Raw genomic sequence first — 6780 nt, 5'->3', positions numbered from 1 at the left:
GTCGATGGCGTGGTGCCGCATGACGGCGACCACTGCAATCGAATACAGTCTGCTCATTCTGCCATGTAAACGTTTTCACGTGGCAGTATCCGTTGGTCGGTCATGACCGCGACGCATCGGCGAGCCCACAGTCGCCCGATCCGCCCGCAACATGCCCCATGATGCGCAGGCGCGTGCCTGTTCATGTTGCCTCTGCAACATCGGACATCACGCCCGGCGAGACCCCCGAGAACATAGACGAGAAGCGATTGACAACGATGTCACCCGGATCTGAAACTCGAGCGATGCACGACACCCTCTTCCTGTTCGGCGCCACTGGCGACTTGGCCCAGCGCTACCTGTTCCCCTCCCTGTTGCGCCTGCTGGGCGACGGCCTGCTGGCGGAAGATTTCAAGATCCGTGCGCTGGCCCTGTCCCCGCACGATACCGACGGATTCCGCGAAATCCTGCGGCCGCGGCTGCAGCAGGCCATGCCGATGGCCAGCCAGGAAGACATCCACTCGCTGCTGATGCGCATCGACTACCGCTCGGTGGACCTGCGCAACCCGGACTCGGTGGCCGAGTCGGTCAGCGACCTGGTCGACCGTCACTGCGTGAGCTACCTGGCCATCCCGCCGGGCCTGTACATCTCCACCTGCGAAGGCCTGGCCAAGGGCGGCGCCCTGGCCGCGCCGCACCGGTTGATGCTGGAAAAGCCGATCGGCAGCGACAGCGCCAGCGCCGAGGAGATCATCTCCACCATCGGCCAGTGGATCGACGAAGACCGCGTGTTCCGCCTGGACCACTACCTGGGCAAGGCGGCGGTGCAGAACCTGATCGCGCTGCGCTTCGGCAACACGCTGCTGGAAGCGGTATGGAACCGCAACTACATCGAATCGGTGCACATCCTGGTTGCCGAGAGCGAAGGCGTGGATGGCCGCGATGCCTACTACGCCCGCTCCGGCGCGCTGCGCGACATGGTCCAGAGCCACATCCTGCAGCTGCTGTGCCTGGTGGCGATGGAGCCGCCAGCCTCGCTGGAAGCCGACCGCATCCGCGACGAGAAGGTCAAGGTGCTGCGCGCCCTGCGCCCGCTCGATGCCAAGCACGCCGCCCGTGACAGCGTCCGCGGCCGCTACACCGCCGGCACCATCAACGGCCAGCCGGCCCAGGCCTACCAGCCGCCGGAAGGCAGCGACGTGGAAACCTTCGCCGGGGTCACCGCGCACATCGACAACTGGCGCTGGTCCGGCGTGCCGTTCCACCTGGTCACCGGCAAGCGCCTGGCCGAGCGCACCACCCGCGTGGTGGTCACGCTCAAGCCGGTCACCCACTGGCTGTTCGAGCGTCCGCACCGTCGCAACGCCACCCCCAACCGCATCGTCTTCCAGCTGCAGCCGCAGGAGAACATCGAGCTGGGCCTGATGAGCTCGCTGGCCGGCCCGGAATGGGGCGCGCTGGAACTGCATCCGCTGGAACTGGAACTGTCCGTCCCCACCGGCCTGCATCGCCGCATCGCCTACGAACGCCTGTTCCTGGACGCTTTCAACGGCAACCATGCGCTGTTCGTGCGCGATGACGAAGTGCGTGCCGCGTGGGCGTGGATCGACAGCGTCAGCGATGCCTGGAAGGCCGCCAACCTGCCGCTGCAGCCCTACCCGGCCGGCGAATGGGGCCCGGCCGAGGCCGCCGGTTTCCTGCCTGTCGAAGTGGATGCCGACCGCAAGGACGGCAACGCATGACGCTGCAGAACCAACCGGTCCTGGTTGCCGACATCGGTGGCACCAACGCCCGCTTCGCCCTCGCCGACACCAGCCTGGACGCACCGCTGCAGCAGGACAGCATCCGCGAATTCGCGGTCGCTGATTTCCCCTCGCTGGGCGAGGCGGCGCAGCACTATCTGGAACAGGTCGGCGCGCAGGCCAAACGCGGCGTGTTCGCCGTGGCCGGCCGCGTGGACGGCGACGAGGCGCGCATCACCAACCACCCCTGGGTGATCTCGCGCAGCCGCACCGCGCTGATGCTCGGCTTCGACGAACTGCACCTGATCAACGATTTCGCCGCGCAGGCGATGGCGATCTCGCTGCTGCAGCCGCAGGACGTGGTCCAGGTCGGCGGTGCGGCGTGGGTGCCGGGCAAGCCGGGCCAGCCGCGCAACTACGCGGTGATCGGCCCGGGTACCGGGTTGGGCGTGGGCGGGCTGATCCTGCGCCACGGCCGCTGCTATCCGCTGGAAACCGAGGGCGGCCATGTCAGCTTCCCGCCCGGCACGCCAGAAGAAATCCGCATCCTGGAAATCCTCTCCGAGCAGTTCGGCCGCGTCTCCAACGAACGCCTGATCTGCGGCCCCGGCCTGGTCAACATCCATCGCGCGGTCTGCGAGATGGCCGACATCGATCCGGGCCAGCTGCAGCCAGTGGACGTCACTGCCCGTGCGCTGCACGGCGACCCGCAGGCGATGCGCACGGTGGATGTGTTCTGCGCGGTGTTCGGCGCCATCGCCGGCGACCTGGTGCTGATGCAGGGCGCCTGGGATGGCGTGTTCCTCACCGGCGGCCTGACCCCGAAGATGCTCGATTCCCTGCAGCATTCCGGCTTCCGCCAGCGCTTCGAACACAAGGGACGCTTCTCTTCGATCATGGCCCGCGTTCCCTCGCTGGCGGTGATGCACCCGCATGCCGGCCTGCTCGGTTCGGCCGCCTACGCCGCCGATGTCGAGCGCGACCTGCCAGGAATCAACGCATGAATACGCTGGACACCTCCGACCGCTTCACGCTGATCCGCCACGGCGATGCCGATGGTTGGATCGAAGCCATCGCCGCGGAAATGGCACAGGCGCTCAACCAGGACATCACCACCTTCGGCCGCGCGCGCATGCTGCTGTCCGGCGGCACCACGCCGGCCCCGGTCTACCAGGCGCTGGCCGAACTGGACGTGCACTGGGACCGGGTCGAAGTGAGCCTGGTCGATGAGCGCTGGCTGTCGCCGCAGGATCGCGACAGCAATGCCTGGCTGGTCCGCGAAAGCTTCCTGGCGCGTGCCGAAGGCGCGCATTTCGATCCGCTGGTGCGGGTCGGCAAGCCGCTGCCCGAGTGCGTGTATACCGCCAACCTGCAGGCCCAGCACAGCCAGACACCGTGCCTGAGCGTGCTCGGCATGGGCAACGACGGCCATACCGCCTCGCTGTTTCCCGGCTCCAAGGACCTGAACCGCGCACTGGAAAGCACCCTGCCCTACGCCGCGCTGGACGCCACCGGTTGCCCCGGTGCCAATCAGTGGCCGTTGCGCATCACGCTCACCCCGCACGGCTTGAAGCAGAGCCGCCAGCGCCTGCTGCTGCTACGCGGCAAGCAGAAGCTGGAAGTGCTCAAGCAGGCGCTGGAAAGCAACAATCCGCAGCTGTATCCCATCCTCAACGCGATCGATCTCGACGGCGCGAAACTGCGCGTCCACTGGTGTGACTGATCTCTCCCGGTGTTGTTCCGTTCGCCCTCTCATAGCCGGTAGCCAATGAGCCTGCATCCCCAACTCCATGCCATCACCCAGCGCATCGTCCAGCGCAGCGTCGCCTCTCGCGCCGCGTACCTTGCCGGGATCGATGCCGCACTGCGCGACGGCCCGTTCCGCTCGCGCCTGAGCTGCGGCAACCTCGCCCACGGCTTCGCCGCCTGCGGCCCGACCGACAAGTCGCGCCTGCGCGGCGGGGTCACCCCGAACCTGGGCATCATCACTGCCTACAACGACATGCTCTCGGCCCACCAGCCGTTCGAGCACTACCCGGAAATCCTGCGCCAGACCGCGCGCGACATGGGCGCCACCGCGCAGGTGGCCGGCGGCGTGCCGGCGATGTGCGACGGTGTCACCCAAGGCCGCGGCGGCATGGAGCTGTCGCTGTTCTCGCGCGATGTGATCGCCCAGTCCACCGCGATCGGCCTGAGCCACGACATGTTCGATGCCAGCGTCTACCTCGGCGTGTGCGACAAGATCGTGCCGGGCCTGCTGATCGGCGCGCTGGCGTTCGGCCACCTGCCGGCGATCTTCCTGCCGGCCGGCCCGATGACCCCGGGCATCCCGAACAAGCAGAAGGCCGAAGTGCGCGAGCGCTACGCGGCCGGCCTGGCCAGCCGCGAAGAACTGCTGGAAGCCGAAGCCGGCTCGTATCACGGCGCGGGCACCTGCACCTTCTACGGCACCGCCAACTCCAACCAGACCCTGCTCGAGGCGATGGGCGTGCAGTTGCCGGGCGCGTCGTTCGTCAATCCGGATACACCGCTGCGCGATGCGCTGACCCGTCGCGCCGGTGAGCGCGCGTTGGAAATCAGTGCACTGGGCGATGACTTCCGTCCCCTCGGCCGCCTGATCGACGAGCGCGCGATCGTCAACGCGGTGGTGACGCTGATGGCCACCGGCGGTTCGACCAACCACACCATCCACTGGATCGCGGTGGCACGCGCGGCCGGCATCGTGCTGACCTGGGACGACATGGACCAGCTGTCGCAGCTGGTGCCGCTGCTGGCACGCGTGTACCCCAACGGCGAGGCCGACGTGAACCGTTTCGCCGCCGCCGGCGGCACCGCGTTCGTGTTCCGCGAACTGATGGACGCCGGGCTGATGCACGCCGACCTACAGACCGTGGCCGAAGGCGGGATGCGCCAGTACGGCCAGGAGCCGGCGCTGCGCGATGGCACGCTGACCTACGTCGACGGTGTGCGCGAAAGCGCCGACCCCGGCGTGGTGCGTGGCGTGGCCGAGCCGTTTGAAGCCCAGGGCGGTCTGCGCCTGCTGCGCGGCAACCTGGGCCGTTCGCTGATCAAGCTGTCGGCGGTAAAGCCGGAGTTCCGCACGATCGAGGCACCGGCCGTGGTGGTCGATGCGCCGCAGGTACTCAACAAGCTGCATGCGGCCGGCGTGCTGCCGCACGATTTCGTTGCGGTGGTGCGTTACCAGGGGCCGCGTGCCAATGGCATGCCCGAGCTGCATTCGCTGGCGCCGCTGCTGGGGCTGCTGCAGAACCAGGGACGGCGGGTGGCGCTGGTGACCGATGGTCGTCTGTCGGGCGCATCGGGCAAGTTCCCGGCGGCCATCCACATGACCCCGGAAGCCTCGCGCGGTGGTCCGCTGGCGCGGGTGCGCGAGGGCGACATCATCCGCCTGGATGGTGAAGCCGGCACGCTGGAGTTGCTGGTGGATGCGGCGGAATTCGCCGCGCGCGCGCCGGCACCCAACACCGCACCGGCGGCGAACGATCTGGGCCGCAATCTGTTCGCGCTGAACCGGCGCGTGGTGGGTCCGGCCGACCAGGGCGCGATTTCGATTTCGTGCGGGCCGGCGACGGCCGAGGGCGATATCTGGAATTACGACGCCGAGTACGATCTGGGTCGTGATGCGGCGGCGGCGGATGCGCCGCATGAGGCGAAGGACGCCTGAAGCAAACGCAGCGGTTGGTTGTCCTGGCCGAGGCAGCGGTTGGCCCTGATCAGGACACGCCGTAAACCCATCCATGGGGGCTCGCAAGCGGCTTGCGCGTGTACGCGATCCTGCGTACACAGCAAGGCCAGGGTTGGGCGTCCTGCCCAACCCGCCCGACGCATGCGTCGGGCCCATGCCGCTTGACGGTCCTGATCAGGGCCAACCGCTGCCTCCCGACACATTTCGGCGCTTTTTGCGCTTCAGTCATTGAGAAGAGAGAAAGAACACATGAGCATCGCCGAACACCAGAAACGCGCCGAATCCCTGCTGCTTGCCGCCGGCATCCTGCCGGTGGTGACCGTGCATACGCTCGACCAGGCGCGCGCGGTCAGTGCCGCGCTGCTGGAAGGCGGGCTGCCGGCGATCGAGTTGACGCTGCGTACGCCGGTGGCGATGGAGGCACTGGCGATGCTCAAGCGCGAGCTGCCCGATGTGGTGGTGGGTGCGGGCACGGTGCTGACGGTGGCGCAGATGCAGCAGTCGATCGATGCGGGCGCGGATTTCCTGGTGACGCCGGGGACGCCGGCGCACATGGCCGATGCGTTGGCGCAGGCGGTGCTGCCGGTGGTACCCGGTGCGGCCTCGCCGACGGAGATGCTGGCGCTGTATGCGCGTGGGTTCCGGGTGTGCAAGCTGTTCCCGGCCTCGGCCGTGGGCGGGCTGGCGATGATCAAGGGCCTGGCCGGCCCGATTCCGGACCTGAAGCTGTGCCCGACCGGTGGCATCACCGAGGACACGGCGGCCGAGTACTTGGAGCAGAAGAACGTGGTCTGCATCGGCGGGTCGTGGATGGTGCCGGGGAGCTGGATCGAGCACGGTCAGTGGGACAAGGTGCGCGACAGCGCGGCGCAGGCGGCCAAGATCGTGGCGCGGGTGCGGGCGCACTGAGGTCCGTATCGGTGAGCCGCCAAGCGTGGTGGCTCCACCGGTAACGTGCCACAACGAAACGCCCGGCTTGCCCGGGCGTTTTTTTATGGTTCTTCTCCCATCTGAGCGGCGCGTCTCGTTGCGAGGGCCTTCGCAGCGTGAGTGAGAGGCTACTCGTGTGGACGGGCAGTGCCGGCGACGGTGGATCGGGTGGTGTCTCCGTTCGGGGCTACCGCGAGCGTGAGGGCCCCGTAGCGGGCGGTAGGCCCCTGGCGCAAATGTCCCCCGGCCGCGTGGCGGCCTCCTCCTTGATTTTGCCCAGGAGCCTACCGCCCGCTACGGGACTCGGCTCTCGGTACGCAGGCGGAAGACCGGCTTTTCTGGCGCTGGTCGGTGGGTCGGGCGCTGGGGCCCGATGCCCTTGGAGGCGAAATAAAGGAGGAGGTGGCGGCCGCAGGCCGACGC

At 68.1% G+C, this 6780-nt stretch carries 5 protein-coding genes; all 5 read left to right on the top strand.

What is annotated here, in order from left to right; all coding sequences use genetic code 11:
- The first annotated feature begins 284 nt into the window (after positions 1-284).
- The 5 genes from zwf (at position 285) to AC1DQP_RS14435 (ending at position 6336) form a co-directional block, all read left to right on the top strand.
- On the top strand, positions 285-1721 hold the full coding sequence (zwf, locus tag AC1DQP_RS14455; protein ID WP_478051858.1) for a glucose-6-phosphate dehydrogenase: 1437 nt from the start codon (positions 285-287) through the stop codon (positions 1719-1721).
- Positions 1718-2725, top strand: coding sequence for a glucokinase (gene glk / locus AC1DQP_RS14450; protein ID WP_256774075.1), 1008 nt, complete (start codon positions 1718-1720; stop codon positions 2723-2725). Before zwf ends, glk begins: the two co-directional genes overlap by 4 nt.
- A complete protein-coding gene (pgl, locus tag AC1DQP_RS14445) occupies positions 2722-3444 on the top strand; it encodes a 6-phosphogluconolactonase (protein ID WP_457320388.1) in 723 nt (240 codons plus the stop codon). Before glk ends, pgl begins: the two co-directional genes overlap by 4 nt.
- Before the next feature lie 45 nt (positions 3445-3489).
- On the top strand, positions 3490-5406 hold the full coding sequence (edd, locus tag AC1DQP_RS14440) for a phosphogluconate dehydratase (protein ID WP_256774077.1): 1917 nt from the start codon (positions 3490-3492) through the stop codon (positions 5404-5406).
- Positions 5407-5676: 270 nt separating this feature from the next.
- Complete coding sequence (locus tag AC1DQP_RS14435) at positions 5677-6336, top strand: bifunctional 4-hydroxy-2-oxoglutarate aldolase/2-dehydro-3-deoxy-phosphogluconate aldolase (RefSeq protein WP_457320386.1); 660 nt, start codon at positions 5677-5679, stop codon at positions 6334-6336.
- Positions 6337-6780: the final 444 nt, after the last annotated feature.

This window comes from Stenotrophomonas sp. P5_A8, from assembly GCF_056400545.1.
Note: the sequence above shows the minus strand (reverse complement) of the source record. Positions and strands in the feature narration are given on the sequence as shown.

What these genes read in the sequence shown, in the direction of transcription:
- edd (WP_256774077.1), top strand. Translation starts at nt 3,490, where the DNA reads ATGAGCCTGCATCCCCAACTCCATGCCATCACCCAGCGCATCGTCCAG.
- pgl (WP_457320388.1), top strand. Translation starts at nt 2,722, where the DNA reads ATGAATACGCTGGACACCTCCGACCGCTTCACGCTGATCCGCCACGGC.
- zwf (WP_478051858.1), top strand. Translation starts at nt 285, where the DNA reads ATGCACGACACCCTCTTCCTGTTCGGCGCCACTGGCGACTTGGCCCAG.
- AC1DQP_RS14435 (WP_457320386.1), top strand. Translation starts at nt 5,677, where the DNA reads ATGAGCATCGCCGAACACCAGAAACGCGCCGAATCCCTGCTGCTTGCC.
- glk (WP_256774075.1), top strand. Translation starts at nt 1,718, where the DNA reads ATGACGCTGCAGAACCAACCGGTCCTGGTTGCCGACATCGGTGGCACC.